This is a genomic window from Novosphingobium sp., from assembly GCF_031417815.1.
Classification (GTDB): Bacteria; Pseudomonadota; Alphaproteobacteria; order Sphingomonadales; family Sphingomonadaceae; genus Novosphingobium.
This window is the reverse complement of record NZ_JANOWI010000015.1, coordinates 126,887-153,351: the sequence shown is the minus strand read 5'-3', so window position 1 is coordinate 153,351 and position 26,465 is coordinate 126,887. Positions and strand designations below refer to the sequence as shown.

General features: G+C 63.2%; 21 protein-coding genes. 9 read left to right on the top strand and 12 right to left on the bottom strand.

Annotated features, from left to right (window positions below):
* Positions 1-131 precede the first annotated feature (131 nt).
* From RMN99_RS03760 to RMN99_RS03735, 6 genes are all read right to left on the bottom strand, one after another.
* Positions 132-2,315 (bottom strand): M3 family metallopeptidase, encoded by a 2,184-nt coding sequence (locus RMN99_RS03760; protein WP_309621953.1) that lies wholly within the window; start codon positions 2,313-2,315, stop codon positions 132-134.
* Positions 2,316-2,393: 78 nt separating this feature from the next.
* Positions 2,394-4,430, bottom strand: a complete 2,037-nt coding sequence (locus RMN99_RS03755; protein ID WP_309621952.1) for a M13 family metallopeptidase — start codon at positions 4,428-4,430, stop codon at positions 2,394-2,396.
* 148 nt (positions 4,431-4,578) lie between these two features.
* A complete protein-coding gene (locus RMN99_RS03750; RefSeq protein WP_309621951.1) occupies positions 4,579-5,883 on the bottom strand; it encodes a hypothetical protein in 1,305 nt (434 codons plus the stop codon).
* The gene (locus RMN99_RS03745; protein WP_309621950.1) at positions 5,883-6,221 is read right to left on the bottom strand and encodes a hypothetical protein; all 339 of its coding nucleotides are present in this window, start codon (positions 6,219-6,221) and stop codon (positions 5,883-5,885) included. The genes RMN99_RS03750 and RMN99_RS03745 overlap by 1 nt, the downstream gene beginning before the upstream one ends.
* 153 nt (positions 6,222-6,374) lie before the next feature.
* The gene (locus RMN99_RS03740; protein WP_309621949.1) at positions 6,375-6,743 is read right to left on the bottom strand and encodes a hypothetical protein; all 369 of its coding nucleotides are present in this window, start codon (positions 6,741-6,743) and stop codon (positions 6,375-6,377) included.
* A gap of 76 nt (positions 6,744-6,819) precedes the next feature.
* A complete protein-coding gene (locus RMN99_RS03735; RefSeq protein ID WP_309621948.1) occupies positions 6,820-8,565 on the bottom strand; it encodes a hypothetical protein in 1,746 nt (581 codons plus the stop codon).
* 213 nt (positions 8,566-8,778) lie between these two features.
* On the opposite strand from RMN99_RS03735, the gene RMN99_RS03730 reads away from it, so the two are divergent.
* Positions 8,779-9,159, top strand: a complete 381-nt coding sequence (locus RMN99_RS03730) for a hypothetical protein (RefSeq protein ID WP_309621947.1) — start codon at positions 8,779-8,781, stop codon at positions 9,157-9,159.
* 124 nt (positions 9,160-9,283) lie between these two features.
* A complete protein-coding gene (locus RMN99_RS03725; protein WP_309621946.1) occupies positions 9,284-11,380 on the top strand; it encodes a TIR domain-containing protein in 2,097 nt (698 codons plus the stop codon).
* On the opposite strand, the gene RMN99_RS03720 is transcribed toward RMN99_RS03725, so the two are convergent.
* From RMN99_RS03720 to RMN99_RS03710, 3 genes are all read right to left on the bottom strand, one after another.
* A complete protein-coding gene (locus tag RMN99_RS03720; RefSeq protein ID WP_309621945.1) occupies positions 11,377-11,871 on the bottom strand; it encodes a hypothetical protein in 495 nt (164 codons plus the stop codon). The two genes, RMN99_RS03725 and RMN99_RS03720, sit on opposite strands and share 4 nt — an antisense overlap.
* A 111-nt stretch (positions 11,872-11,982) precedes the next feature.
* The gene (locus tag RMN99_RS03715; RefSeq protein ID WP_309621944.1) at positions 11,983-12,540 is read right to left on the bottom strand and encodes a hypothetical protein; all 558 of its coding nucleotides are present in this window, start codon (positions 12,538-12,540) and stop codon (positions 11,983-11,985) included.
* 128 nt (positions 12,541-12,668) lie between these two features.
* Positions 12,669-13,085, bottom strand: coding sequence for a hypothetical protein (locus RMN99_RS03710; protein WP_309621943.1), 417 nt, complete (start codon positions 13,083-13,085; stop codon positions 12,669-12,671).
* A 223-nt stretch (positions 13,086-13,308) separates the two neighbouring features.
* Between RMN99_RS03710 and RMN99_RS03705 the strand changes: the two genes are divergently transcribed.
* Together RMN99_RS03705 and uvrA are read left to right on the top strand one after the other, a co-directional pair.
* A complete protein-coding gene (locus tag RMN99_RS03705) occupies positions 13,309-15,129 on the top strand; it encodes a winged helix-turn-helix domain-containing protein (protein WP_309621942.1) in 1,821 nt (606 codons plus the stop codon).
* Between the two features lie 60 nt (positions 15,130-15,189).
* Positions 15,190-18,180, top strand: coding sequence for an excinuclease ABC subunit UvrA (gene uvrA, locus RMN99_RS03700; RefSeq protein ID WP_309621941.1), 2,991 nt, complete (start codon positions 15,190-15,192; stop codon positions 18,178-18,180).
* Between the two features lie 164 nt (positions 18,181-18,344).
* Here the strand turns inward: uvrA and RMN99_RS03695 are convergent, their stop codons facing one another.
* Positions 18,345-18,593, bottom strand: a complete 249-nt coding sequence (locus RMN99_RS03695; protein WP_309621940.1) for a hypothetical protein — start codon at positions 18,591-18,593, stop codon at positions 18,345-18,347.
* A gap of 301 nt (positions 18,594-18,894) precedes the next feature.
* On the opposite strand from RMN99_RS03695, the gene RMN99_RS03690 reads away from it, so the two are divergent.
* The 5 genes from RMN99_RS03690 (at position 18,895) to RMN99_RS03670 (ending at position 23,758) form a co-directional block, all read left to right on the top strand.
* Complete coding sequence (locus RMN99_RS03690) at positions 18,895-19,866, top strand: hypothetical protein (RefSeq protein ID WP_309621939.1); 972 nt, start codon at positions 18,895-18,897, stop codon at positions 19,864-19,866.
* Positions 19,867-20,436 carry a hypothetical protein gene (locus RMN99_RS03685; protein ID WP_309621938.1) on the top strand — a complete coding sequence of 190 codons (570 nt, stop codon included), beginning with the start codon at positions 19,867-19,869 and terminating at the stop codon, positions 20,434-20,436. It abuts the gene before it with no gap.
* Between the two features lie 891 nt (positions 20,437-21,327).
* Complete coding sequence (locus tag RMN99_RS03680; RefSeq protein ID WP_309621937.1) at positions 21,328-22,128, top strand: hypothetical protein; 801 nt, start codon at positions 21,328-21,330, stop codon at positions 22,126-22,128.
* Between the two features lie 258 nt (positions 22,129-22,386).
* Positions 22,387-23,265 (top strand): SHOCT domain-containing protein, encoded by an 879-nt coding sequence (locus RMN99_RS03675; RefSeq protein WP_309621936.1) that lies wholly within the window; start codon positions 22,387-22,389, stop codon positions 23,263-23,265.
* Positions 23,150-23,758 (top strand): HutD family protein, encoded by a 609-nt coding sequence (locus tag RMN99_RS03670; RefSeq protein ID WP_309621935.1) that lies wholly within the window; start codon positions 23,150-23,152, stop codon positions 23,756-23,758. Before RMN99_RS03675 ends, RMN99_RS03670 begins: the two co-directional genes overlap by 116 nt.
* Before the next feature lie 51 nt (positions 23,759-23,809).
* Here RMN99_RS03670 and RMN99_RS03665 read toward each other — a convergent pair whose 3' ends face one another.
* Together RMN99_RS03665 and RMN99_RS03660 are read right to left on the bottom strand one after the other, a co-directional pair.
* Positions 23,810-24,940 (bottom strand): acyl-CoA dehydrogenase family protein, encoded by a 1,131-nt coding sequence (locus RMN99_RS03665; protein WP_309621934.1) that lies wholly within the window; start codon positions 24,938-24,940, stop codon positions 23,810-23,812.
* 117 nt (positions 24,941-25,057) lie between these two features.
* Complete coding sequence (locus tag RMN99_RS03660) at positions 25,058-26,251, bottom strand: acyl-CoA dehydrogenase family protein (RefSeq protein ID WP_309621933.1); 1,194 nt, start codon at positions 26,249-26,251, stop codon at positions 25,058-25,060.
* Positions 26,252-26,465 lie beyond the last annotated feature (214 nt).

Here is a 26,465-nt window from a genome sequence, read left to right as displayed (position 1 = left end):
TGGTGGCTGTCGCGTAGCGACCGACGGAGGGGTATCGACGCCAGCGCCATAACCCCTCCGTCTCGTCTTGCGGACGATCCACCTCCCCATTTGTGGCAGAAGCCAACAATGGAGAGGACCTTCGTTGTGCGTTACTTCAACCCGCGTGCTTTCAGCATCGGTTCCACGCTGGGATCGCGCCCGGCGAAGTTGCGGTACATCACGCTGTAGTCCTGCGAGTGCCCCTTCGAGAGGATCGTATCGCGGAAATGCTGGCCGTTGGCACGGGTCATGCCGCCGTTGGCTTCAAACCAGGCAAAGGCATCGTGATCGAGCATTTCGGTCCAGCTGTAGGCATAATAGCCCGAGGCATAGCCGCCGCCCCAGATGTGGCGGAAATAGCTGGTGCGATAGCGGCTGGGGACCTGCGCAACCTGCAGGCCCTTGGCCGCCATGCCGGCCATGATCGTGTTTTCATAGCTGCCGACCGTGCCAAAAGCGGTACCCGCCGGGGCTGCATGCCACTTCATGTCGAGCATCGCCGCGGTCATCACCTCGCCCAGCGCATAACCCTGGTTGAACTTGCTGGCCTTGTCGATCTTGGCGATCAGGCTGGCGGGCATCGGCGCGCCGGTTTTGTAGTGCTTGGCAAAGTTCGCCAGCACCTTGGGATCGGTCATGAAGTTTTCCATGAACTGGCTGGGAAACTCAACGAAATCGCGCGCCGTATTGGTGCCCGAGATCGAGGGGTAGCGCTGGTTCGACAGCATGCCGTGCAGCGCGTGGCCAAATTCGTGGAACATGGTGTTGGCATCGTCCCAGGTGACCAACGCGGGTTGGCCGGGGGCGGGCTTGGTGTAGTTCTCGACGTTGAAGATCACTGGCTTGGTGCCGGTCAGTCCGTTCTGGTCGACAAAGTTCGACATCCACGCTCCGCCCGACTTGTTGTCGCGCTTCCACGGATCGAAGTAGAACAGCGCCAGTTCGCTGCCGTCGGCGTCATAGACGGTGTAGACCGTCACGTCGGGGTGGTAGACCGGAATGTCGCTGCGCTTCTTGAAGGTCAGCCCGTAAAGCTGGTTGGCGGCGAAGAACACGCCGTTTTCCAGCACATTGGTGATCTCAAGGTACGGCTTCACTTCGTTCTGATCGAGCGCGTACTTCTTGCGGCGCAGCTTCTCGGCGTAAAAGTCCCAGTCAGCCGGGGTGACGGTGAATTTGCCGCCTTCAGCCTTGATCATCGCGTTGATTTCGCCCGCATCGCGCTTTTGCGCGGCACCCAGCGCCGGGATGAAGCTTTCCAGCAGGCTCAGCGCAGCTTCGGGCGTCTTGGCCATCTGGTCCGACAGCGAATAGGCACCATAGCTGTCAAAGCCGAGCAGCCTGGCCTTTTCGGCGCGCAGTGCGGCCAGCTGCAGGATGATCGCGCGGGTATCGTTGGCATCACCGCGTTCGGAGCGGTTCCAGCTCTTTTCGAACAGCGCCTGGCGGGTCGCACGGTTGGTCAGCTGCGGCAGCAGCGGCTGCTGCGTGGTGTTCTGCAGCGGCAGAACATAGTTGCCCTTGGCCAGTCCGCGTTCGGCCGCGGCCCGTTCGGCAGCGGCCATCGCTGCTGCATCAAGCCCGGCCAGCGCCGCCTTGCCCTTGACCACCAGCGCACCGTCCTTGGTGCCCTTGGTCAGCTTCTGGCCGAAATCGGTCTGCAGGGTGGAAAGCTGGCCGTTGATATCAATCAGCCGCGCCTTGGCAGCGCTATCGAGGTTGGCACCGTTGCGCACCATATTGTCATACTGGATGGTCAGCAGCTGGATCTGGTCGGGCGCCAGGTTCAGGCTGGCGCGGGCGTCGTACAGCGTCTTGACGCGCTGGAACAGCATGGGGTTGAGTGTGATTGCATCGCGCATCGCAGACAGCTTGGGGCCGGTGCGGGTGTCGATCCCGTCCAGATTGTCGTTGGTGTTGGCTGAAGTCAGCGCACTGAACACATAGAGCACGCGGGTCAGCATCGCACCCGACCGTTCCAGCGCGATCATGGTGTTTTCAAAGCTGGGCGCTGCGGGATTGTTCGCAATGGCCTCAACCTCGGCCAGCTGGATCGTAATGCCCTGCTCGATCGCGGGTTCGTAGTCGCTTTCCTGGATCTTGCTGAAATCGGGCGCCTGGAACGGCAGCGTCGACGCTTCGGCAAAGATCCCGGTGCCCTTGGGGATAACCGGCGCATAGGGCGCGGCAGTGGGGCCGGGATCGGCGGCGGGGGCGGTTGCGGTCTGGATGGCAGACGCGGCGCAGCCGGACAGAGCTAACGCGGAAAGCGAAACCATTACGGTGTTACGCATGGGGGGGCGACTCCTGAGGAAAAAGCATTTGGGGGCAACGTTGCCGTTGCCCCCCTGAGTATTAACTGAACGGCGCGCTTACCAGATCCGCGCCCGCTTTTCAGGGGCGATGTAGAGCTTGTCGCCCGGCTGGACATTAAACGCAGCATACCAGCCATCGACATTGCGCAGCGGGCCATAGGTGCGGAACACCGCCGGGCTGTGCGGATCGGTGGTCACCTGGTTGCGCAGCGCATCATCGCGCATCTTGGTGCGCCACACCTGGGCAAAGGCCAGGAAAAAGCGCTGATCACCGGTCAACCCGCCGATTACCGGGGCGGGCTTGCCGCCGAGCGAGGCGTGGTAAGCATCAAGCGCCACCGAAACCCCGGCCAGATCGGCGATGTTTTCGCCCATGGTCAGCTTGGGATTGACGAAGAAGCCGGGTGCCGCTTCGTACTTCGCATATTGCGCGCCGAAAATTGCGGCCTGTTCCTCGAACCGCTTGGAATCTTCGGGCGTCCACCAATCGCGCACCGCGCCAGAGGCGTCGATCTTGCGGCCCTGGTCATCGAAGCCATGGCTGATTTCGTGCCCGATCACCGCGCCGATCGCGCCATAATTGGCCGCATCATCGGCGTTGGGATCGAAGAACGGTGCCTGCAGGATGCCGGCCGGGAACACGATCTTGTTTTCCAGCCCGCCGTTATAGGCATTCACCGTCTGCGGGTTCATCCCCCACAGCTTGCGGTCAACCGGCTTGCCCAGGAAGCTCATGTTATAGGCCGCGTTGAACGCCCCGGCGCGCTTGGCATTGCCATAAAGATCGCCCGGATTGATCTTCAACCCGCTGTAATCGCGCCACTTGTTGGGATATCCGACCATCACGTCCATTCGCGCCAGCTTGTCGAGCGCGGCAGACTTGGTGGCTTCGGCCATCCAGTCGTTGGCGCGGATCCGCCCGGCCATCGCCATCTTCAGGTTACCGACCAGCCCATCCATCTTGGCTTTCGAGCTGGCGGGGAAGAACCGGGCGACATAGTCCTGACCGACCAGTTCACCCAGCGATCCATCGACCATGCCCAGCGCGCGCTTCCAGCGCGGGCGCATCTGCGTCACCCCCGAAAGCTGCCTGGTATATTCGAACTGGCTGTCGACCATCGTCTTGCCCAGAAACGGCGATGCCTGGCTGGCGATGTGGAAGGCTTCCCACAGCTTCAGCGTTTCCAGCGGTGTTTCATCAAAGATCATCGCGATGCCGCGCACCGCCGTGTTTTCACCAACGATTATCCGCTTCTGCGCCGGAATCCTGGCGCCCTGCCAGAACGCGGCCCAATCGATCCCCGGGGCATAACGCGCCAGTTCCGCCGTGCTCATCGGGTTGTTGACCTTGTCGATATCGCGGCGGGCATCGGCATCCCAGCTCTTGATCGCAAGATTGGTCTCGAAATTGATGATGGTGTTCGCCGCACCCGCCGGATCGGCATGACCCAGCGTCTTCATCGTCCGTTCGATATAGGCACGGTAGGCGTCGCGCTGCTTCTTCAGGCTGTCATCAAGATAGTACTTGCGATCGGGCAGGCCGAGCCCTGCCTGGCCAACGTAAAGGATGTTGATGTTGGGGTTGGCGGTATCCGGGCCGACCCCGAAATCGATTACCGCGCTGCCAAACTTGCCATTGGTATCCCCCATCAGGCGGGCAAACTGGCTTTTGGTCCTGACCGCCTTGAGCTTGGAAAGATCGGCCATCAGCGGGGCCAGGCCAACCTTTTCAACCTGCGCTTCGTCCATGTAGCTGGCGTAAAGCGCGCCATATTTGCTGCCGGCGGGGGCATCGGTGATCAGCGCCTTGCTCTGATCCTGGGTGCGTTCGCGCAGGTCCGAAAAGGCCCCGACCGATGCACGGTCTTCAGGAATTGCAGTGGCCGCAGCCCATTTGCCGCCGGCGTAAAGGTAGAAATCATCGCCCGGCTTGACCGCGGTATCCTGGCCCGAAAGATCGACCCCCCAAGCGCCGATCGCGGCCTTGGCAACGCTGGACGCGGCGGCCCCGGCCTGGGCCAGTACCTGGCCCCCGGCAAACGGCGCGGCCAGCAGCGCAACCGCGGCACCGGCCAGAAGGAAACGGCTTTTCATCAGGCAAGACTCCCTTGGGTAACAACCGCACGGGATCAGACACAAAACGCGATGCCCCGCACGCAAAACTATGCATGCTGCCTCGCGCGGGGGGCCTGGCAAGTCAATGCCGTTCGCCGATGGCGATCAGGCGTTGGTGGAAGGGGGTCTAAAAGGCTAGGCCGACAAAAGCACCGATACCGAAATCTTTCTTGCCAGTGTTGTAGATGCCCTTGACCCCAGCATCGAGACCGCCCGTGTCGGTATGTTGGAAAAAGACCGGAATTTCGAGCTGCCAGTCCTTGTCTTCGAAGACATAGGTGGCCGATGGTCTGATGCCGAGCGTCGCCTCGCCATCTTTGTTGCGAAGAACTACAACGCGCAGCACCGCGCCGGCATAGCCGGTGTCCTTGCGATCGGGCGCACCATCCTGGCCGTTGATACAGATGCTTTTGCCATTGATGTCGGGCGGCCCGCAAACATCGACCACATCCTTCGCCTTGTAACTGCGCGTATAGCCGAAGGTGCCCAATGCCATGACATTGGCACCGCCGAAGACATAGCCGATGCGCCCGTTGGCATCATAGCCGATCCGATCAACTGGACGATTGGCCAGCGCGGTGCGATCAACGATATCGAAGCGGTTGTAGCCGAGGCTAACCTGCCCGCCCAGGAACAGGGTGCCTTCGCTGCGCACGTTGCGCCGCCACGCGGCAGCTTCAGCCGGGGTCAAGCCGTGGGTGGCGAAGACATCGATGAAGCTGCTGTCGTCGGTCAGCTTGGGATTGTCCTTCGAGCAGTTTTCAGCGATCGCCTTGCCAATCGTGCCGGTGCCGGCTTCATCGCCAACGGTCTCCTTGATTATTTCGAACACCCCCAGTTCGGTGTCAGCGGCGCTTTGATCGAAACGCCCCAGCGCGGCCGCGCCTGCGGCTGCTTCCGCCGGTGAGCCATGCCCATCATCACCCCATTTGCTGACAGAAGTTGCTACGCAGTAGCGGGCCAACTGGCGGATCACCGGATAACTTTGCGAGACCGAAGTTACCCGCGGGCGGAAGTAGTTGAAGCCCAGCGTCAGGTTTCCGCCGCTGCCAAATGTCTTGAAATCGACCACCGACCCGGGCTTCGACCCGTTCAGCGGCACGCTGCCCTTGATCGAGACCGACAGGAAGCTGCCAACCAGGTGCGTGCCATCCAATCGGGGCGCGCCGGCAATCCGGTAATCGAGCGAAAAATCGGCATTGATCTGTTCGCCTTCGCTGCTGAGCTGGGCCGACGTGCTGATCTGTTCATAGCCAGCACTGGCTGTGCGTTCGCCGGTCTGGTTGCTGCCGCCGCTGGTCACGCCGACATAGGTTGTGCTGATGGCCGGAGCATCGTCTTTGGCAAGGGCCGGCTGGGCGAGAAACGCGGCTGAGAGCGCGGAGCAAACTGCAAGGCATACTGCGGGCGGGCGCTGGATAACGGCGCGCATCAGACGATCACCCGGTAGGCGACAAGGCCCCATTTGCCCTGTTGCTTCGTCCCGGATCCGACTGCCGGGTCAATGGGAAACGACGCTTCGGTCGAAGGGACCGCGACCGAACAATTGAACGTCGCCGGCCCATCGACTTTCTGGAAGTGGAAATTGAACCGGTATCTCCCGGTCGGGAGTTTGAATTTCGTCGTGGCGTTGACCTTGATCGCCTGCGCATAGCGGACAACGTCCTTTTGCGTGATTTCCAGCATCACGGATTCATCGACGGTGCAATCGGTGGTCGTGACTTCGACGGGTGTCCCGTCATTCGGCATCGGTGATAACGGCAAGGCCATGGTTGGCTCCCCCCAAGTAATGGTGACGGGAACCCGGATGGGGGATCGCACCCCGATAGTATGTGATGCAAATCACATGGCAGCATCCACCGCCAATTGGCGGGGGTGGGCGACAGCCTTGTGCAAGCGTTTGGTATTGGGCGGTGCGAATCCCTACTTCGGCGCGGCGCACCTGGTCTTGTCACCGGCCCTGCAGGCTTCGCCGTCGGCGCGCCATTTGGCCATGGCGGCGTCATAGTCGGCCTTTTCCTTGGCGGCGCGGGCGGCTTCGTCGGCGATTGCCTTGTCATAGGCGGCCTGTGCGGCGGCGTTGGCATCGTTCTGCGCCTTGGCGGCGGCAGCCTGTTCGGCGTTGATCCGCGCGCGTGCTGCTTCGCTGCTTTCGGCTGCGGGTGTTGCCGGGACGGCGGCGGTGGCCGGGCTGGCCTTGCGCTTGCCTTTGGCATCGGCCGGAGTTGTGGCCATCGCAGCGGCCAGCGCCATCAGGCCCAGCGCGCCAAAAGCGTTACGGATCACATTCATCGCATGTCTCCTGGCAATAACAGGCGACCCCTGGGCCCTTGATAGGTTGGCAACGCCACGGAGGGAAGCCGGTAAATTACGGCGTCTCGGTGCCGGGCGAGGTGTCCACCACATCGCGCGGCGGAGGCGGCGGCGGAGGCGGAGGCGGCGGTGGCGGTGCCACATAAACCGGCTCGGGCGGCGCGATGTAAACAGGCGCGGGCGGCGGCGGCGGAGGTGGCGGTGCCACGTAAGCCGGCTCGGGTGGTGCCGCGTAGACCGGTTCGGGTGGCGGAGACGGGGGCGGGGTCGGTGCCACGTATGCCGGCTCGGGCGGCGCGACATAAGCCGGTGCGGGCGGCGGCGGTGGCGGTGCGACGTAGGCTGGTTCGGGTGCGGGCGGGGGTGCCTGATAGATCACCGGGGGCGGCGGCGGCGCGCTTTGCTGCGGCGCACTCTCAACCGGTCCGTCGCTCTGCACTTCGCGGCGCGGGCGCGGACCCTGCGGCCGTTCGCCCGGTTCGCGCACATCGCGGTCTTCGCGTCCGGCGCGCGGCGGCGGGGCGGGCGGCTGGCTGAGCGGTGGCACCGGTGCAGGGGGCGGCGGTGCCTGCGTCACCGGCGGCGCAGGGGCTGGCGGCGCGGCGGCGGGGGAACTGGGTGCGGCCTGCCAGCCGGGCTGGCGCGGACGCGGATTGGCGGTGCCGGGCACCGCTCCGTTCGACCCGCCTGGCCCCGACGGGGTGATCGGGCTGGCCACCGGGGTGACCACCGGATTTCCGGTGAGCGGCGGTGCACCGGGGCCGCCGCGGCGGCGCCATTGCTGGTAATCGCCATCGGCATGGGTGCGGCGGCGGCGTTCGTCGTCAAGCCGGCGCGGCTGGCGATGATGCGGGATCAGGCCATAATCGACCCGCTGGGTCCACTGCCGGTCCCAGCCGTAACCCCAGGTGGGATAATAGTAATAGCGATCATACCAATCGCCATAGGCAATCGCGCTGCGGGTATCCCAGCGCCGCTCGCGCAGCGAGGCGGAATAGAGCGCGCGGCCGCGTTCGCGCAGCGACCTGGCATAATCGTCCTGCCGCCAATCGGGTGCATCAAGGCTTACGTTGCCGCGCCGGTCATAGATCACATCCAGCCTGCGCCCATCGAAAGCATAGGCGTTGTAGCTATCGCGCACCAGATAGGGCGCGCTATCGCCAGGGGCATAGTAATACTGCACCACGCCGTCGCGGCCCGGCTCGACGATCAGCGCCTCACCCGCGCGGCTGACCCAGCCATAGCAATCATAGCCGCCGCAATCGAAGCTGAAATCGGGCGGCGATTTGCCCAATGCACCGGCAAAGCTGTCAGCCTGATCGATGTAATAATAGGCGGTGATCGGAATTTGCGGCGGCGGTGGCGGGGCAGCCACCGGGAACGGTGCCGGTGCGGGCGGCGGCGCGATTTGCTGCGGCGAGGGAAGGGTGGAATAGGACTGCGGCGCATAGGGCGCGGCCGAAACCACGACCGGCGGCGGCGGCACTATGGCGGGCACAATCTTGACCTTGGTGCAGGTGCGCCTGGTTTTGCCCTTGACCTTGCGCGTCTTGCAGACCGTTTTGTAGGCGGCAGGCTTGGCCTTGGCTTTGGCCTTCCTCTTCGCTTTTACCTTGGGCTTGGCGGTAGCGGCCTGGGCGGTGCCAGCATCAGCAAGCACTGCGGCCAGCGGGCCGGGCAGGCCAAGCTGCTGCGCCGCAGTGCCCACCGGCAATGTCAGCGGCAGCGCCGCGGCCAGCGGCAAAGCGAACCACGCCATCGCGCGCTTCGAGACCGATTTCCTGAACTGCGGACGTATCATTCCTGCCCCCCTTGGCGCGAATCCATGGCTTTTCAGCGCGGCCCGGTTGCAACGATGGCAAGACTCCGCTTGCCGCACAATGAACGGTTCGCCGCTTGCCGCCTTGCAACATCGCGACAATCTGCAATCATCGCGGAAACCGGCGGGCCAGATGGCCTGACCGGCAAAATCGCGGGTCGCATCCGGTTGTTCCTCTTCCATGGAGTAGACGCGATGCCCAGCAGAACCCTCTCCGCCGCACTGGCGCTCGCCGCCGCCTGCGCTGCACCTGCCGCCCAGGCCGCCAGCGCCGATTTCACTTGCCGCAATGCCCAGGCCGAAGTGACCTGCACGGCACAAAAATGCGCGGTCGATACGACTGCGTTCACCCCGATGTCGGTCTCGCTGACCGGATCGCAGCTTGAAGTCTGCGCCTATAGCGCGTGCCAATCGGGAACGGTCGATCTGCGGCGCGCGCGCGGCGATCTGCTGGTGGTCCACGCACGGACCGGCGGGGCGGGCGGGGCTGCGCTGGTAAGCTATGATCGCAAGCAGCGGATCGCGACCTTGCTGTGGGGCAACTATGCCCTGCCGATGAGCTGCGCGGCGGACTGAACGCCTGCGCGGCGTTGTGCTGCGCGGTGTTTGCGGGTAACCTGCCGCCGGGTCATGAGCGGCGGACAGCGCCGCAGGCCTGTCCGCGCGCCGTGCAGGTTTGGGCGCAGGTGCGGGGACGGGTATGGCGGAATTTCGCTACAAGGCCTTTGTCAGCTATAGCTGGTCCGATGCCAAATGGGGCAAGTGGCTGCTCCACGCCATCGAGACGTACCGCACCCCCGGCGCGCTGATCGGCAAGGACGGACAGCTGGGCCCGGTGCCGGCGCGGCTGCATCCGTTGTTCAAGGACCGCGAGGAGGAAGCCGCCGGGGCCAGCATCGGCCAGGCGGTGGAACACGCGCTCGAAAATTCCGAATTCCTGATCGTCATCTGCTCGCCGCGCTCGGCCCAGTCAAAATGGGTCAACCGCGAACTGGCGTGGTTCAAGACTCACCGCGATCCGGCCAAAATCCTGGCGCTGATCGTCGATGGCACACCGGGCAGCGGCGATGAACACGAATGCTTTCCCGCCGCGCTGACTCACCGCGTTGCGCCGGACATGCGCGTGACGGACGAGCCGGTCGATGCCCCGCTGGCCGCCGATGCGCGGATCAGCGGCGATGGCAAACGCCGCGCCCGGCTGAAACTGGCGGCGGCGATGCTGGGGGTCGGGCTGGATGAACTGGTCAATCGCGATGATCGCCGCCGCACCGTGCGCACGCGGCTCATGGTCGGCGCATCGCTGGCGCTGGCGACCGTGATGAGCGGGCTGGCCTGGGCGGCGGTGGTGGCGCGCGATGAGGCTGACCGGCAGCGCGCCGAATCCGATGGCCTGGTCGAATTCATGCTGACCGACCTGCGCGAAAAGCTGGAACCGGTTGGGCGGCTCGATGCGCTCGACGTGGTCGGCCAGCGCGCGCTGAAATATTACGCCGGGCAGCAGGCCGGCAGCCTCGATGCGGATTCGCTGGGCCGCCGCAGCCGCGCGTTGCATCTGGTCGGCGAGGTCAGCAATATCCGCGGTGACAGTGCTGCCGGGCTGGGCGCATTTCGCCAGGCCGCCGCCACCACCGGCGAACTGCTGGCGCGCGATCCCGGCAATCCGCAGCGCATCTTCGATCACGCGCAAAGCGTCTATTGGGTCGGCTACACCGCTTATGAACGCGGCGAACCCAAAGAAGCCGAGGCGCAGTTTCGCGAATACAAGCGGCTGGCCGACCGGCTGGTGGCGATCGATCCGGGCAATACCGACTGGCAGCTGGAAGTGTCCTATGCCGACAGCAACCTGGGCACGCTGCTGCTTGGACAGGGCCGCTATGGCGAGGCGGAACAGAGCTTCGCCAATGCCCAGCGCATCGCCGAAGCGATCGCCGCCAAAGACCCGGCCGATCTGACCAAGCAGATCGACATGGCGCAGGCGATCTCGTGGACCGCCTTTGCGCTCGAACGGCAGGAGAAAATCGAACCGGCACTGGCGCTCTATGGCCGTGAGCATGCGATCTACGTTGCCGTTCTGGCCAAGGACCCCGGCAACACCACCGCACGCAGTGGCACCGGCACCGCGCTGATCGGCATCGGGCGGCTTGAAACGATGCGCGGAAACGGTGCCAAGGCGCTCAGCGCTATGCAGAAAGCGGTCGATGGCAGCATCGCTTTACGCAGCGCCGAGCCGGGCAATACCTTGTGGACGCAGTACGAGGTCAAGCGGCGCTATGAACTGGGGATCGCCGCGCTGCTGTTCGGCCGGATCGATCTGGCGCGGCAGCAGCTTTCCGCGGCGCGCCCCCTGCTGGGCGGTCTGATCGCCAAGGATCCGACCAACGATATCTGGAACCTCGATCTCGCCGCGCAGCTTGACGAGCTGGAGGTGCGGCTGCTGGCGGGGAGCGGCCGCCACGGCGAAGCGATCATCCGCGCCGATCATGCCATCGCTTTGCTTGGCCAGCGCAAGGATTCAACCGATCCAATGATGCGCGCGGTCTATGCCTCGGTGCTGCTGGTGCGCGGCGACATGCATCTGCGCGCAGGGCAGCGGGCCCTGGCGCGGGAGGATTGGCGCAGCGTGGACCGGTTGACCGCGGGCGCGGACGCGGACTTGCCATCGTCACTCCTGACGCTGCGTTATGCAGCGGCGCGGCGGCAAGGCAATGCCGCCGCAGCCGCGCCGATCCGGCAGGTACTGGATCGGCGCGGCTGGCGGCATCCTGCTTATCTGCGCGAATTGCGCCAGGTGTACTAGCCCGGATTGACGATCTTCGGATCCAGCGGCAGCGGGTAGCCTTCAGGCGGTCTGTGCCCGTCTTCGTAGCCCCACAGGTTCAGGCAGTAATGGTAGTCCCCGGAATCGGTATCGGTATCGGTGAAGGCCACCGCAATGTTGCTGCCAGAGCCGACGGCGCGAACAAATTGGGAGGCAGCGTCTCGCCCGGTGAAGGTAATCTGATTGTTGCCCTGGGGGGCGTAAATCATGTTGAGACTGTTTCCGAACTTATCAACCACATTGCAGTTTGACAGAGTGATGATGATATCGGTCGCAGGGCCATACTGCCCATCCGGGTCCTGGAATCGGGAAAGGTCGATATCGCCGTTCGCGCCAACAACCCCGGGCGACGGCGGCTCGGTAACGCCTTGCGAGTAGGTTGTGGTCAAATTTCGCCACGTGCCGTCGGGGTTCTGGGTGGCACTGACGCTCAGGTTGACGTTGAGCAAAGAGTCTTTTTTCTTAGGCATTTGCGTTCTCCCAAAGTTGCCAGTTTTGTGGCTGATTGGTTGGCATCGCTGCGGCTGCAAGGGCCGATTGAATGCGTGTCATGCAGTATCTTTGATGCACGCCCCGGCCCGTTACCCCGGATTGACGATCTTGGGATCGAAGCTGACGAAGTACGGCGTGGTCCAGCCCGGTGCGTTGTCAAAGCAGACGCCCAAGACATAGTAGTACGGATCACCGCGGCGATTGTCGTCGATCAGCACGGTCTGCGTCCCGATCGGGTTCTTGCCCGGCGGAACCAGCCGGGCCTGCATGCCCGGAGGCCACGGCAGCACGGTCGGATCACCTTCAGCAACCACCAGCCAGCAGAACCCCTTGTAGCGCGGATCGCCCGAGCCTTCGTCGGGCTGGGCCCAGCGCGGCGTCAGCATTGCGCCATTGGTCGCGCGGATCGATCCGGACAGCGTGAAGTAGATGTCGGTTTCCGGGCTGTAGCCAGGGCCAGAGGGCAACAGGCTCAGATCCATGTCGCCATCGCTCTGCACAACCAGCGCGGAGGTCGGCGGCTGGCTGCTGACCATGGTGTAGGCGGCGGTGAGGTTGTTGGGATATTGGGTGGTGTTGCCGATGCTGTTGTCCGGATTCTGGATTCCGCCGATCAGCAGGTTAATCGTGATGGACTTGGCGGGCATTCTGTTTCTCCTGGTTACGCAATGTTGTTCTGCCGTGTGTAGCGCGCGTGTCCGTCAGCAAATCCCGGCAGTCAAATGGTGGCGCGGAGCACAGCAGGGTCGCGTTGCCTGCCCCGCGCCAGTGCAGGTCAGTTATACCACTGACCCGTACCCGATCCGCTGCCATTCACGCCGTGGTAGGTCATGGTGCCGCGGCGCCCGGTATAGGCGCCGGTCTTGCCGATGACCCCGCCGACGCAGGAGATTTCGTTACGCTCCATGCTGACGAAGTTGCAGCCCCAGACCGACGAGGTATCGCCGTTCGGGCCGGTGGAATCGCAGACCGAGCTGAACTGGAAAACCGCATCGCGCGGCGGCTGGGTGGTGCCGATGCAGGTGAAGGTTTCGGTCACCTTCTTGCCATCGGCCGAGGTGATCACCTGGGTGCCGGTCTGATAGACACCGGCAATGGGCGCGCCGCCGGGCACCGGGGCGCCGGTGTTGACCACCGAAGTCTGGGTGGTCTGGAAAGTCACTGTCTGGGCCTGTGCAGCGGTCGCACTCAAGCCGAGCGCAGCAGCCGCAAGGGCCAGTCTGGTCAAGTTGTGCATGGTTCATTCCCTTCAGTTGCGGAAAGAATGTCCGCCGCGCCCTGCTGGCCGATTCGCGGCCTGCGGTCCTTGGCGCGAACCTGAAGTTTTCTGAATCCTGACCCGCCAAGTCTGAATGGACGGCCAAGACGATATGGATTAGGTCTTGGAGGTCCGTTGGGTCGCACCGGGGGGACGAATGGGCGATAGCGAAGAGTTCAGGATTGGGCACCTGGTGCTGCAGCCAGGCCGGCAACTGCTCGATGGCGGCCAGCGCCTGCCGCTGGGATCCAAGGCATTGGCGCTGCTATCGGTGCTGGCCGAAGCGCGCGGCGCTCTGGTGACCAAGGACGAGCTGATGGGCGCGGTGTGGGGCGGCTTGATCGTCGAGGAAAACGCGATCCAGGTTCACATCGCGGCGCTGCGCAAGGCGCTGGGTGCCGTGGCTGACCGGCTGGTGACGATCCGCGGGCAGGGCTACCGGCTTGAGCCTGAGCAACGTGGTGCCGCTGCGCCAGACGCCGCCACCGGCATCGTCCTTGCCGTGCTGCCGTTCGATAACCTCTCCAGCGACGCCGAGCTGACCTATTTCTGCGATGGCGTTTCCGAAGAAATCCTCACCCGCATCACCCGTCATGCCCGGCTGACCGCAATCGGCCGCACTTCCAGCTTCCAGTTTCGCGGGGCGGACAAGGCCCATGCCGCCACCAGCCTGCGGGCCAGCCACGTGCTCGATGGCTCGATCCAGCGTTCGGGCGGGCAGATCCGGGTTTCGGCACACCTGCTCGATTGCGCGGGCCAGACCAGCCTGTGGTCGCAGCGCTATGACCGGGGGCTGGAAGATATCTTTGCGGTGCAGGATGAAATTGCCGAGGCGATCGCCGCAGCGCTCGAACTGGAATTCGCGCCCAAAGATGTGGCCCCGGTCGATCCGGCGATCTACGACCTTTACCTGCGGGCGCGTGAACGGGTGACCGATCCGGCGCAGATGACGCGCAATGTCGCCAGTCTGGCCCAGGTGGCGCTCAATGCGCCAGGCTTTGCGGCGGGCTGGGCCACTCTGGCTTACCGCCGGGCCGAGCTGATGATGCATTGCCCATATGATCGGCGCGCGATCGTGCGCCAGGCGGTCGAGTCAGAACTCGCGCGCAGCGACGCGCTCGATCCCGGCCACCCCGATGCACTGGCCGCGCGCTGGGAACTGATGGTGCCGTTCGGCTCGCTTGGCGCGCAGGAAGCGATGTTGAATTCGAACACTGCGGCGGGCATCGCCGCGGTCGATTTCCTCACCACCCGGGCCTATTTTCTCGAATGCACCGGACGCAGCGCGGCGGCGGCCGAGGAAGCGGAGCGGGCTGCGCGGCTCGATCCGCTCAATCCGTTCGCGATGGGGCTTTACGGTCAGGCACTGTGGTTTGCCGGGCAGTGGGACCGCGCGCTGGCGGCGATGGAGCACGTCGTTAACAAATGGCCTGATAGCCATCACAGCGTGGCGGTGCTGATCCAGGCCCATGTCCATCGGCAGGATTGGGATGCGGTGGCCCGGCTGACCGATCCGGCTCGGCTTGCACTCTATCCCTTGCGCGAACACGTTGGCGTGGTGGCGTTCGCGCGGGTGATGCGCGCGACCGATCCGGCCGGGCGGCGACACATGTTCGATGAAATCGCCAGGCGCGCCGATGCGACCGGGCATATCGATCCGCAAGTTGGCGTGATCGCGGCCGAGCTGGGCTTTGTTGACGAGACCTTTGCGCTGCTCGAACGCAGCACATTCGGCCCCTGCGGCAGCCCCCGCGACGTGATGGGCACCCACGCCTATCGCACCCTGCTGTTGTTCCCGGCGGCCTATACCGCGCTGCGCGCCGACCCGCGCTTCACAGGGGTCTGCGCGCGGCTGGGGCTGGCGCAATACTGGCTGGACAGCGGGCAATGGCCCGATTGCGCGGATGACGTGGATTACGATTTCAGAGGGGAGTGCGCGCGCCATGCCGGTTATCCGCACGGCAGCTTCCAGACCTGATCGAAAAGGCAGGCGCAGCCCCCTTGCCTGAATCGAACAAATCTGGAACAGAGCGGCCCCATGTCCCTCTCCCATATCACCGTCCGGGGCGCCCGGGAACACAACCTCAAAGGCTTTGACGTTACGCTGCCGCGTGACAGCCTGATCGTGATCACCGGGCTTTCGGGCAGCGGCAAAAGCAGCCTGGCGTTCGATACGATCTATGCCGAAGGGCAGCGGCGTTATGTCGAAAGCCTGTCGGCCTATGCCCGCCAGTTCCTCGAGATGATGCAGAAGCCCGATGTCGAACATATCGACGGGCTGAGCCCCGCGATTTCGATCGAGCAGAAGACCACCAGCCGCAACCCGCGCTCCACCGTGGCGACGGTGACCGAGATCTACGATTACATGCGGCTGCTGTGGGCCCGCGTCGGCGTGCCCTATTCGCCTGCCACCGGGCTGCCAATTGCGGCGCAGACGGTGTCGCAAATGGTCGACCGGGTGATGGCGCTGCCGGAGGGCACACGCGCCTATCTGCTGGCCCCGGCGGTGCGCGGGCGCAAGGGCGAATACCGCAAGGAACTGGCCGAATGGCAGAAGGCCGGTTTCACCCGCGTGCGGATCGACGGCGAGCTTTACGCAATCGAAGAGGCCCCCGCGCTCGACAAGAAGTACAAGCACGACATCGAAGTGGTGGTGGACCGGATCGCGGTGCGAGGCGGCATCGAAACGCGGCTGGCGGACTCATTTGAGCAGGCGTTGAAACTGGCTGACGGGCTGGTTTATCTCGATCTGGTCGATGCGACGGTGACGGGGCTCCACGACCAGTCCCGCTCCCGCTTGCGGGAGGGGTTAGGGGTGGGCCAGTCCGAGCCTTCAACCGACGAACCCGATCCAGACTCACCCACCCCCGACCCCTCCCGCAAGCGGGAGGGGGGAATGAAGAACACCGGCCTCCCCGCCAACCGCATCGTGTTCAGCGAAAAGTTCGCCTGCCCGGTCAGTGGCTTCACCATCGAAAGCCTTGAACCCCGGCTGTTCAGCTTCAACGCCCCGATGGGGGCCTGCCCGGCCTGCGACGGGCTGGGCGAAAAGCTGCTGTTCGATCCGCAGCTGGTGGTGCCCAACGAAGCGCTCAGCCTCAAACAGGGCGCGGTGGTGCCGTGGGCCAAGAGCAACCCGCCCAGTCCCTATTACATGCAGGTGCTGTCCAGCCTCGCCGCCGAATTCGGCTTCAGTCTGGAGACGCCGTGGCAGGATCTGGCACCCGAAGTGTGGATCGTGATCCTGCATGGCACTGCCGGGCGCGCGGTGCCGCTGACCTTCACCGATGGCAAGAAGAGCTACACGGTCAAAAAGGCCTTCGACGGCGTGATCGGCAACCTCACCCGCCGCCTGCTGCAAACCGAAAGCGCCTGGATGCGCGAGGAGCTGGGCAAGTTCCAGACCGCGCAGCCGTGCGAAACCTGCGAAGGCAAGCGGCTCAAGCCCGAGGCGCTGAGCGTCAAGGTGGCGGGCGAGGATATCAGCACCATCACCATGCTGTCGGTCGCCGCGGCGGTGCAGTGGTTCCTCGATCTCAACGACCAGCTCGGCCCGCAGCAGCAGCAGATTGCCAAGGCGGTGCTCAAGGAAATCAACGAGCGGCTGGGGTTCCTCAACAATGTCGGGCTCGATTACCTCAACTTGAGCCGCACCAGCGGCACCTTGAGCGGCGGGGAGAGCCAGCGGATCCGCCTCGCCAGCCAGATCGGCTCGGGGCTTTCGGGTGTTTTGTACGTTCTGGATGAACCGAGCATCGGCCTGCATCAGCGCGACAATGACCGGCTGCTCGAAACGCTCAAGCGGCTGCGCGATCTCGGCAACACGGTGATCGTGGTCGAACACGATGAGGATGCGATCCGCCACGCCGATCACGTGGTCGATCTGGGCCCCGGCGCGGGCGTGCACGGCGGGCATATCGTCGCGCAAGGCACCTTGGCCGATATCCTCGCTTCGGAGGAGAGCCTGACCGGCCAGTACCTCTCGGGCAAACGCAAGATCGAAGTCCCGGCCAAGCGCCGCAAGGGCAACGGGCACAAGCTGACCGTCCACGGCGCGCGCGCCAACAACCTGCAGAACGTCACCGTTTCGCTCCCGCTCGGCACCTTCACGTGCGTCACCGGGCTGTCGGGCAGCGGCAAGAGCTCCTTGACGCTCGACACGCTCTACGCCGGTGCGGCGCGTGTGCTCAACGGCGCACGGGTGATCGCCGGCCCGCATGACAAGATCACCGGGCTCGAATTCTGCGACAAGGTGATCGAGATCGACCAGAGCCCGATCGGCCGCACCCCGCGGAGCAACCCCGCGACCTACACCGGCGCCTTCACCCAGATCCGTGACTGGTTCGCCGGCCTGCCCGAAAGCGGCGCGCGCGGCTACAAGCCCGGGCGGTTCAGCTTCAACGTCAAGGGCGGGCGCTGCGAACAGTGCCAGGGCGATGGCCTGATCAAAATCGAAATGCACTTCCTGCCCGACGTTTACGTCACCTGCGAGGAATGCCACGGCAAACGCTACAACCGCGAAACGCTCGAGGTGAAGTTCAAGGGGCACAGCATCGCCGACGTGCTCGACATGACGATCGAGGACGCGGAAGAGTTCTTCAAGGCCGTCCCCCCGATCCGCGACAAGATGCACATGCTGAACGAGGTCGGCCTCGGCTACGTCAAGGTCGGCCAGCAGGCCACCACGCTCAGCGGCGGTGAGGCGCAGCGGGTCAAGCTCGCCAAGGAACTCAGCCGGCGGTCGACGGGCCAGACGCTCTACATCCTCGATGAACCCACCACCGGGCTGCACTTCGAAGACGTGCGCAAGCTGCTCGAAGTGCTGCAGCGGCTGGTCGATCAGGGCAATTCGGTGGTGGTGATCGAACATAACCTCGATGTGATCAAGGTGGCGGATTGGGTGGTCGATCTCGGCCCCGAAGGCGGCGTGCGCGGCGGGCTGGTGGTGGCCGAGGGAACGCCGGAACAAGTCGCGGCCAACAAGAACAGCTACACCGGCGGCTATCTCAAGGCGCTGCTGGCGCGCTAGTTCCTCCCCGAGCTTGCTCGGGGAGGTGGCAGACGCCAGAGGCGGCTGACGGAGGGGATACCGGGTGCAGCTTTGCCCCTCCACCACCCTTCGGGCGGTCCCCCTCCCCGAGACAAGCTCAGGGAGGATGAGGGTGTCAGGCCGACTGTCCGCTATGGCTAAGGCTAAGGCGCAGGCGTAGCCGTCGCCGTTTCCGTCACAGTCGCGCCAGGCACCGGCACCACCACCACATCGGTGCGGGTCGAAGTCGGCCCAGGCACCGGTACGCCGACAACTTCAGTCTGCGTCGGCATCGGCGCGGGCACCATCACCGTGGTGGTCGCACTATCGGCGGGAACAACGGTTTCCTGCTTGCACCCAGCAAGCGTGATCAGTGAACAGCCGATAATGGCGAGAGTTGCAGTGGTACGCATGTCATTCCCCTAAAAGGTGCGGCGCGAGATTGGCCGTAGGGTAAGACGCAGGAGCGGGGGTTTTGTTCCCTTGGGGGGCAGAGGTGGGGAGATTGTGGCAGAGGGGACGCTGGAGGCGGTGGCTGCGAATGCGCGGAACTTTGCGGGGCAGTATTTGAAGTCGATGCTTGGCAAAATGGACTAATGAGCCATGATAGCTTCGAGCTGAGCTTCCGATTTGTATGTTAAGCTGCGTCTGCTAGCACTTGCGAACATTTTGGCATGCGGTCTAAGTGATATTCCAATCGACTGCGGAGGATTTATGAAGCGCACTGAACGGCAAATTTACATCTACGATGTTTCTGTTCGTTCAAGATCGCGTCATGCGGTCCCGCCGCCGTTGTCAGACGTGATAGTTGCATTGCGTGCGGCAGTGGATGGTCAACTTGCTGTAATTGAGCGCGACCGGGGCACCATAATTTATCGAATCGGCGAACTTGAAGTCGATGATATTGCCAATACTGTGACCCTCTTGATCAGGCGCGGTGATACTAATGCGTCAAACGCTGTCTACTCTCATCGAGTTACAGGCGCCTCACGCGTTGCGGAGCGTGAAGAAGATGAGGTTGGGGACCGAGCGGCTCATTTGGTCATTTCGCTTGTCTCTGAATCTGCCCGCCCCGGACGCTATCTGGCGCACCTTGAAGGCGTTCCAGCCATTGGACATCGGGTTGTGCAGGCGCTGCTAAATCGGGCGGTCAGTCAAGCTACTAAGAACAACCTTTCGTTTTTCAGCTATGACGATCCGGCTGGCGCAAGAGATCACCAAGGAAGTCTGAAGACGCATCCTTTCGTGCCATTGATCGAACTGCTCGGTCATCCACACGAGAATTTGATCAATGATCTCGAACAAGGAACGGTTTCGCAAATAACGCTGATAGACGCCCGACCGAAAGGCCAACTGGGCGGAAACCAGTATCTTGAGGAACGCGAACATATTGTTCAGGTTAAAGTCGACTCCGCTATGCCCGCAGGCAACCGACTTGCTGGGCTGATTGGTGCAGCGCGAACTCGCCGAGCAAGCTTCCAAACGGCGGCTATTCGATTCAAGGATCCTCAGGGGCACAATCGTACGGTTAAATTCGACATAGACTCGGGTAATCCTGAGCAATTACAATATCTTGCATCGTACGACATCAGCGGTGTTGCGCCACCACTAAATGACTCTTCGGATCACATTGTTGTGCGGCTCGCAGATCAAATAAAGCGGCGCATCCAATCGGATCGAAGCTAAATGTTCTATATTCTCGCCAGGCCGTTTGCGTTTATATTAGTGAGGCATGATCATCTGCGTACTGCGATGATAGCCGGATCAATCGTTTGCGCGTCCATTGCGACCCTTGCGTTATTTGTTGTTGATCCCACTCGAAAGATTTTCGGTTCTGGGTCATTTATTCAAGCCATACTGCCTGTGTTTAGTTCCCTCCCGGGATTTTTTATTGCAGCACTGGCAGCTGTGGCCACTTTCAATCGACCTGAACTCGATGTGGAAATGCCAGACCCTGCTCCGCAGTTGAAGCTGATGACGCAAGGAAAAAAAGGGTTTGTGAAGCTTACCACTCGCATGTTTCTTAGTTTCCTCTTTGCCTATCTCACATCCGTGGCGTTTTTAGGTATAGCGGTTTTAATTGCGGGGGATCTCTTAGCGCCAGGAATAAGTAGGCTGATATCGGACGAAAAAGCACATCTTATTATTAAGGTGATTTTCGTATTAACAGCGTTACTGATAACTTTTAACATAGTAATCACAACTTTAGTTGGAATGTACTTCCTTGCAGAGCGTATACATCGAGGAAAGGTCTGACCAAACCTAAATAGTCTAGGTTATTCGTAGTCACACCTTAAGCGTTCCCACTCCGCGAGAGCATCTCTGAATCGACGTTGGAAAATGGCACTCTCATTTCCTTGCAGAGGCGTTCTATCGAGCGAATAGGTTTGGCCGCGTATAACGTCCAAGACGCGCAGTGCTGCGTGATCGATATTGGGAAAGGCGATTGTAAGAGTCCACAGAGCGATGCGGCCCATTTCCTCGGTCATGGCGGGTTCAGGAAACCAGTAAGGATAGACAAAGTGATCTTCACCATTGCCATCACGCACGCTCAATATGTTAGCGATCTTTATCTCCAAATTCACACCGGGTAAGCGACAAACGCGTCTTAGGGCTTCTGCTTGTCGAAATGGCTCATTCGTCCACCTCCGACGTTCATCCCACCAAGTGAGAAACCCATCGCGCAGGCGGGAATACAGGTTCGCACGACCGCTGTTTGCAGCGACCCTCAATCGCGTTTGCACTCGCAGGTCCGCGATTCCAAATACATGATCTTTAGCATCTCGCCAAAAAGGACCATAGAAGTCGCCCCCGCCCGCCGGTTCATCCCTATCACGTGCAAGGTCGTCCCGAATGTCAGATCTAAATGCAGATACTCTTGGTTGCCCCTGTAGGTAGAGAAACTTGAGTAACTTGCGTAGATGGATGCTATGCAAAGACATGGGCATCGTCCCGAATGGAGAACAAGGTCAATGAGTGTGATTAAATTATGGAAAATGTCAATTCTTGAATGGATACTATGCGGTTGGCTGACTCCCGATAACTTCAAGGTCAAGGAGATTGCCGAATGGGAAATTTTCCTACACCCCAAAAATCTGCAACATGGCCGGTTTGCCTTACCCTAAGGAGCCACCGCCCATGTCGCACATGTCTTCGCTTCCTGTTCTGATTGACGCCGATCCCGCGCTGTTTTCGCGCGAGCGGCAGGCGGCTTTCCTTGCCGCGCTGGCGGGGACGGGCAATGTCCGCTCGGCTTCGGCGCGGGCGGGGGTTTCGCATCAGACGGCGTACCGCACGCGGCTGGCTTTGCCGGGGTTTCGGCGGGCGTGGGATGCGGCCTTGCTGGCGGCGCGGGCGCAGGCGGAGGAGGTGCTGGCGTGCCGCGCGCTCGACGGGTGGGAGGAGGACGTGCTCTATCACGGCGAGGTGGTGGCGACGCGGCGGCGCTTTTCGGACCGGTTGCTGCTGGCGCACCTGGCGCGGCTCGACAAGCTGTGCAGCGATGCCGAGGTGGCGGGGTTTGCCGATAGCTTCGATCTGGCGCTTGAGCGCTATGCCGCGGGCGACGACCGCCCGGCGCGGGAGCCTGAGAAGCTCGCGAAGGCGGCGGCGAAATTATCCTCTGGACAGTGGTCCAGGCGGTCCAGCCGGTCGCCCAAACCGATCGAAAATCCGTGTCCGGACTGCGGCGGGCGCTGTCTTGGCCCGGATGCCAAGCTGACCAAAAAGGATTGCCAGTGGCCGGGCAACCGGATGCAGCGAATGGACGATGCGCGGCCGCCCCGCGCGCTGCATCCGTGGGATTTACCGGGCGGCGACCCCGATGGGACGATCTATGACGAGCAGCTGGCCGCGTTCGAGGAGGGGGTGGAGGAGTGGTGGCGCGTGATCCCCCCGCCCGAGGGGGCGGACCCGGAGGTGTGGCACTATCTGGCGGAGCAGGCGTGATGGGGTTCACGCAGGGGCCGCAGGGAAGAAGGAGAGGCGCAGAGATGCTGCTTTGGCGGCGTAGCCGCTTTGTCTGATCAAGTGCAGCGGGTGGCGCGGCGTCCTGATAGGTGAAAGGGCCTGCGGCCCGGCTTGGCCCCTCTGCGTCTCTCCTTCTTCTCAGCGTCTCTGCGCGAACCCCCATGCTACTCTGCCCTTGGCACACCGGGCCCGCCGGGTTAGCCCTTGGGGCTACGCACGAATTCTTGGGAGGGCGCGATGGCGGATTGGATCGAACAACTGGAGCGGCTCAGCCAGCTGCACAAGGCCGGGGCGCTGACCGACGAGGAGTTTGCGGCGCAGAAGGCGCGGGTGATGGCCCTGGCTGCCGCGCCTGATGCGTCGCGCGCGCCGGAGCCCGAACCGGCGGCCCCGGCGGCGGCGGAGTGGGACAGCGCCGCCTACGTTGCGGACGCGCCGCGCAGCACTGCGGCGAAGTGGGCGTTGATCGGGCTGCCGGTGGCCCTGGTACTGGCAGGCGCGGCGTGGTTTGGATCGACGCTGATCGGGCCCAAGAGCGATCCCGGGCTGAGCGGGGCGGCCACGGCGGCGCCCTTGGCCAGCGCTGCCGCTGCGGCCAGCGCTGCGCCGAGCGAAGAAGCGGCGCTGCCCGCTTCGCTGGACGAGACATTGACTTATGCCGCGGCGAACAATTGCAAGGCCGCGGGGGCGCTTGAGGCGATCTACAAGAAGCTCGATTCGGCGGCCGGGCTGGGCAGTGCAAACGGCATCACGGTGCGGCTGGATGCGTTTGACAGCCCGCTGGCGCTGAACGTGAAAAACGGCACCGATGCCGACGGGATCGAGACAAGGCACGCCTGGCTGCGCTTTCCCGAGGGCACCACCTGGCACGGGCTGAAGCTGAGCCGGTTGACCTCGACGAGCACCCTGGAACCGGAAAGCGATGCTGGCGCGTACGAGCAGGCGATGACATTCCTCGACCAGCCCGACAAGGTTCGATCAACGTTCGCCCGGCTGGGCTTTGGCGCGCCGCGCGCGCCGGGCTTTTCCGAACTCAACGACCAAGACTGCAAGGGATCGATGCAGATCGTGGCGATCAGCGGCGGGTCGGCGCTGGTGTGCAGCTGGAGTTGTTGACGCGCTCCCCGCCGCACCTCTGCACCTGATCCGCGCCCGTGACTGCGCCGATGAGCCGTGGCGCAACGGGGCCGGGCGAACGCGGACGTTGTGGTCTGGGGAGGGCGCGCGGATCAGCGTGGCCGTGCTGGAATGCGATGCGCCGTTCTCGGCCTATGCGGGGTATGACCGGACTTTCTGCCTGCTCGGCCCGGATGCGGTGACGCTGACTGTCGATGGCGCGGAACGGGTGCTGGCCCCGGGGCAATGGACCAGCTTTGCCGGCGAGGCTGCGGTGGCGGTGCGGCTGGAGGGTGGGCCGGTGCGTGCGCTCAACGTGATGACCGCGCGGGGCTTGGCGCGGCATGCTGTGCAGCGCGCCGCCGGGCCGGTTGAAGGCGCGCTGCTGGTGGCGCTGGCCGGGGATGGGCCGCGCTATGACGCGGGCGATCTGATCGTGCCGCCATATCCAAGCGGGCTGGCGGGATCGTTTCTGGCGGTGCGGATAAGCTGAAGGCCGGGCGTTGATAGCCCGGCCTTCAAAAAGGTTGGTTCGAGAAGCCGATCAGGCCGCCAGCGTCAGCGCCTCATAGCGTTCGAGATGGTAGTCGGCGCCGCCGAACTGGTTCTCGATCATGGTGCTGCGCTTGAAATAGTGACCGATGGCAAGCTCCATCGTGATCCCGATCCCGCCGTGAGTCTGAACCGCGTTCTGGCCGACGAATTTGAGGCTGCGCGAGACCTTTGACTTGGCCGCAGACACGGCGGTTTTGCGGGCTTGGGCGTCCGCGCCAAGGCGCAGCGTGCCCATCAGGCTCATCGAGGCGATCTGCTCGGCCTCGACCAGCATGTCGGCCATGCGGTGCTGCAGCGCCTGGAACTTGCCGATCGGCTGGCCGAACTGCTTGCGCTGCTGGGTGTATTCGACCGTCTGGGCGAGCATCGAACGCGCCATCCCGGTGGCTTCGGCGCAGATCGCCATGGTGCACTGGTCGGCCACCTGTTCGATCAGGTCGATCCCGCCCGCGAGCACGGCCTGGCCGGGCAGCTTGACGTTCTCGAAGTAGACTTCGCTGGCGCGGAAGCCATCGACGGTGGGGTAATCGCGGCGCGAGATGCCGGCGCTGTTAGCCTCGACCACGAACAGCTCCACGCCTTCGCGCTCACGGCGGCTGCCGCCGGTGCGCGCGGTGACGAGAAAGTGGGTCGCCCAGGGCGCGCCATAAACCACCGCCTTGTGCCCGTTGAGCACGTGGCCGCCACCATCGCTCTTCACCGAAGTGCCGATGTCGGCCAGGTTGTAGCGGCCTTGCGGTTCGGCATAGGCGAAGGCGATCAGGCAATCGCCGCTGATGATCTGGGGGATCAGTGCTTCGGCCATCTGCCCGCCCGCTGCGGTCAGCGCACCGCCGCCGGCCACCACAGTCTGCAGCCAGGGCTCGATCGCGATGACCTTGCCCAGCTCTTCCATCATGATCATGTTTTCGATGTGCCCGCCGCCCATGCCGCCAAGTTCCTCGGCAAAGGGTGCGCAGGTCAGGCCAAGCTCGCTCGACAGCGCCTTCCAGATGCCAGGATCGCGGCCTTCGGGGCTGGCCAGCATCTTTTGCCGGGCATCGAAGGAATAGGTATCGGCCAGGAACCGGCTGAGCGTATCGCGCAGCATATCCTGGGTTTCGGTGGTGCTCAGATCCATTTTCATCGTCCCTAATTCGGGGACACAATACGAATTAGCCTTCGTAGTGCCCGAAATTGTAACTCGGCCTCTAATTCGTATTGTGCCCCCGAATTAGCTTAGTGTCGCCGAATTAGCTTACAGCCCCAGCACCATCTTGGCGATCACGTTGCGCTGGATCTCGTTGGATCCGCCGTAAATCGTGGTCTTGCGGGTGTTGTAATAGCTGGGCGCGGCGCGGTTGGCCCAGGCCGGGCCGATCGGGTGCTCGTTGTCGCCCTCGCCAAAGCCGCGGAAATAGGGGGCACCATAGTGGCCCGCCATTTCCAGCGTCAGTTCGGTCAGCCGCTGCTGGATTTCGGAGCCCTTGATCTTGAGCACCGAGCTTTCCGGCCCCGGCCCGCGGCCCGCCGCCATGCCGGCGATGGTGCGCAGTTCGGTGTATTCGAGCGCGGCGAGATCGATCTCTAGCTCGGCCACCTTGCGCTTGAAGAACGGGTTGGAAAGCAGCGTGTGTTCGCCGTCCATTTCGGTTCGGGCTATGTCCTTGATCCGCTCGATCGAGCGCTTCGAACTGGCCACCCCGGCGATCCCGACGCGTTCATGCGCGAGCAGGAACTTGGCGCAGGTCCAACCCTTGTTCTCTTCGAACACGCGGTTGGCGACCGGTACGCGGACATTGTCGAGGAACACCTCGTTGACTTCGTGTTCGCCGCCCAGCGTGATGATCGGACGCACGGTGATGCCCGGGCTCCTCATGTCGATCAGCAGGAACGAAATGCCTTCCTGCATCTTGGCATCGTTATCGGTGCGGACCAGGAAGAAGCCCCAATCGGCGTGCTGGGCCAGCGTGGTCCAGGTCTTCTGGCCGTTGACGACATAGTGATCGCCATCCAGTTCGGCCTTGGTGCGCAGCGAGGCAAGGTCAGAGCCCGAGCCTGGTTCGCTGTAGCCCTGGCACCACCAATCTTCGCCCGACAGGATCCGGGGCAGGAAGTGGGCCTTTTGTTCGGGCGTGCCGAAAGTGTAGATCACCGGGCCGACCATGGTCAGGCCGAACGGCAGCAGGCGGATGCAATCGGCCCGTGCGGTTTCTTCAGACCAGATGTAACGCTGGGTCGAGGTCCAGCCGGTGCCGCCATATTCAACCGGCCAGGCCGGGGCGATCCAGCCTTTTTTGGCCAGAACCTTGTGCCAGGCGAGGAAGTCGTCCTTGGCCAGCTCTTCGCCTTCGTCCTGCTTGCCGCGCAAGGCCGCCGGATAACTTTCGGCAATGAAAGTGCGAACCTCGTCGCGAAAGGCGAGGTCCTCGGCGCTGAATTCGAGGTCCATGGCTGCTCTCCGTTTGTGTTGTTGGCGCCAGATTGGCCCAGCTTGGCCCGCGCTGCAAGTGTGCGTTTCAAGGCAAAACCCAAGTGCGGGGCCGATAGTGCTGCTGCCGTTACGGCAAGGCCACGCCGCGCCGAACATGCCAAAACGGGCATTGCCAGACGCGGCTGGCCAAGCGGGCCTGTTTTCGCCGCAAAAGCTGGCGAATCGCGCGCGC

Coding starts and splice junctions, on each gene's coding strand:
- RMN99_RS03760 (WP_309621953.1), bottom strand. CDS start 2,315: ATGCGTAACACCGTAATGGTTTCGCTTTCCGCGTTAGCTCTGTCCGGC.
- RMN99_RS03755 (WP_309621952.1), bottom strand. CDS start 4,430: ATGAAAAGCCGTTTCCTTCTGGCCGGTGCCGCGGTTGCGCTGCTGGCC.
- RMN99_RS03750 (WP_309621951.1), bottom strand. CDS start 5,883: ATGCGCGCCGTTATCCAGCGCCCGCCCGCAGTATGCCTTGCAGTTTGC.
- RMN99_RS03745 (WP_309621950.1), bottom strand. CDS start 6,221: ATGGCCTTGCCGTTATCACCGATGCCGAATGACGGGACACCCGTCGAA.
- RMN99_RS03740 (WP_309621949.1), bottom strand. CDS start 6,743: ATGAATGTGATCCGTAACGCTTTTGGCGCGCTGGGCCTGATGGCGCTG.
- RMN99_RS03735 (WP_309621948.1), bottom strand. CDS start 8,565: ATGATACGTCCGCAGTTCAGGAAATCGGTCTCGAAGCGCGCGATGGCG.
- RMN99_RS03730 (WP_309621947.1), top strand. CDS start 8,779: ATGCCCAGCAGAACCCTCTCCGCCGCACTGGCGCTCGCCGCCGCCTGC.
- RMN99_RS03725 (WP_309621946.1), top strand. CDS start 9,284: ATGGCGGAATTTCGCTACAAGGCCTTTGTCAGCTATAGCTGGTCCGAT.
- RMN99_RS03720 (WP_309621945.1), bottom strand. CDS start 11,871: ATGCCTAAGAAAAAAGACTCTTTGCTCAACGTCAACCTGAGCGTCAGT.
- RMN99_RS03715 (WP_309621944.1), bottom strand. CDS start 12,540: ATGCCCGCCAAGTCCATCACGATTAACCTGCTGATCGGCGGAATCCAG.
- RMN99_RS03705 (WP_309621942.1), top strand. CDS start 13,309: ATGGGCGATAGCGAAGAGTTCAGGATTGGGCACCTGGTGCTGCAGCCA.
- uvrA (WP_309621941.1), top strand. CDS start 15,190: ATGTCCCTCTCCCATATCACCGTCCGGGGCGCCCGGGAACACAACCTC.
- RMN99_RS03695 (WP_309621940.1), bottom strand. CDS start 18,593: ATGCGTACCACTGCAACTCTCGCCATTATCGGCTGTTCACTGATCACG.
- RMN99_RS03690 (WP_309621939.1), top strand. CDS start 18,895: ATGAAGCGCACTGAACGGCAAATTTACATCTACGATGTTTCTGTTCGT.
- RMN99_RS03685 (WP_309621938.1), top strand. CDS start 19,867: ATGTTCTATATTCTCGCCAGGCCGTTTGCGTTTATATTAGTGAGGCAT.
- RMN99_RS03680 (WP_309621937.1), top strand. CDS start 21,328: ATGTCTTCGCTTCCTGTTCTGATTGACGCCGATCCCGCGCTGTTTTCG.
- RMN99_RS03675 (WP_309621936.1), top strand. CDS start 22,387: ATGGCGGATTGGATCGAACAACTGGAGCGGCTCAGCCAGCTGCACAAG.
- RMN99_RS03665 (WP_309621934.1), bottom strand. CDS start 24,940: ATGGATCTGAGCACCACCGAAACCCAGGATATGCTGCGCGATACGCTC.
- RMN99_RS03660 (WP_309621933.1), bottom strand. CDS start 26,251: ATGGACCTCGAATTCAGCGCCGAGGACCTCGCCTTTCGCGACGAGGTT.